A 1112-nucleotide genomic window follows, 5' to 3' on the forward strand; every position below is an offset into this window, starting at 1 on the left:
GCGGCGGCAAAAACTGAGTGCAACACCTGACCTTTCCGGTACGGTGCTGCCCCTATGTCTTATACCGAACTCAGCGTTGAAGAGCGCGCCACCATTCAAATCGGTCGTACCCAAGGCTTCAGCCTGCGCAGGATTGCCTGCTTGATCAACCGATCCCCTTCGACCATCAGCCGTGAGCTGCGCCGTAACCGAGGTGCTTGCGGTGGCTACTCGGCCCGCCTGGCCCAGCAGCAAATGCAGGCCCGCCGCCAGGTTTGTCGACCGATGCGAAAACTGTTGCCGGGTAGCGAGCGCTTCGAACTGGTGACCCATATGCTGCGTGAGCGTTTGTCTCCCGAGCAGATTGCCGGCAAGCTGCGCAGCATGAACATACCCAACCTGCGAGATGCCTACGTCTGTCGCGAGACGATCTACAACGCGATCTATGCCCTGCCAGTGGGTGAGCTGCGTAAGGAGCTGATCATCTGTCTGCGCCAAGGCAAGACGACGCGCCGGCCGCGCTCTGGTGGCGTGGATCGGCGCGGCCAGATCCCCGAGATGGTCAGTATTCATGTGCGCCCGCCGGAGATTGAAGACAGGCTGATGCCGGGGCATTGGGAAGGCGACCTCATCAAGGGTAAGGCCAACGCCTCGTCCGTCGGTACGCTGGTGGAACGCACCAGTGGCTACCTGATGTTGGTGAAGATGAACGACGCGACGGCGACTTCGGCGCTGGAAGGCTTCAGCGCCGCGCTCAATAGCATGCCGCTGGCGATGCGCAAGAGCATGACTTACGACCAGGGCCGGGAGATGGCGCGACACGCCGAGATCACCCAAAGAACCGGCGTGGCGATCTACTTCTGCGACCCGCATAGCCCCTGGCAGCGCGGCAGCAACGAAAACATCAACGGCCTGATTCGCCAGTACTTGCCCAAGGGCACAGACCTGTCGGTACATAGCCAGGAGGAGCTGGACGCCATTGCGCTGCAACTGAACATGCGACCGCGCAAGCGCTTCGACTTCAAATGCCCCATCGAGGTGATGGGAGAGGTCATGCAAAATGCCATGGCAATGCGGCATGATGCTCCGGCTTCAATTCAATAACCGTGTTGCACTCAGCTCCTGCAACCGCC

General features: G+C 60.6%; 1 protein-coding gene. It reads left to right on the plus strand.

Going from position 1 to position 1112, the window contains the following annotated elements:
• The first annotated feature begins 54 nt into the window (after positions 1-54).
• The gene (locus tag K787_RS0121295; protein ID WP_022964810.1) at positions 55-1083 is read left to right on the plus strand and encodes an IS30-like element ISPsp7 family transposase; all 1029 of its coding nucleotides are present in this window, start codon (positions 55-57) and stop codon (positions 1081-1083) included.
• Positions 1084-1112 lie beyond the last annotated feature (29 nt).

The sequence above is a fragment of the Halopseudomonas pelagia CL-AP6 genome (assembly GCF_000410875.1).
GTDB classification, from domain to species: domain Bacteria; phylum Pseudomonadota; class Gammaproteobacteria; order Pseudomonadales; family Pseudomonadaceae; genus Halopseudomonas; species Halopseudomonas pelagia.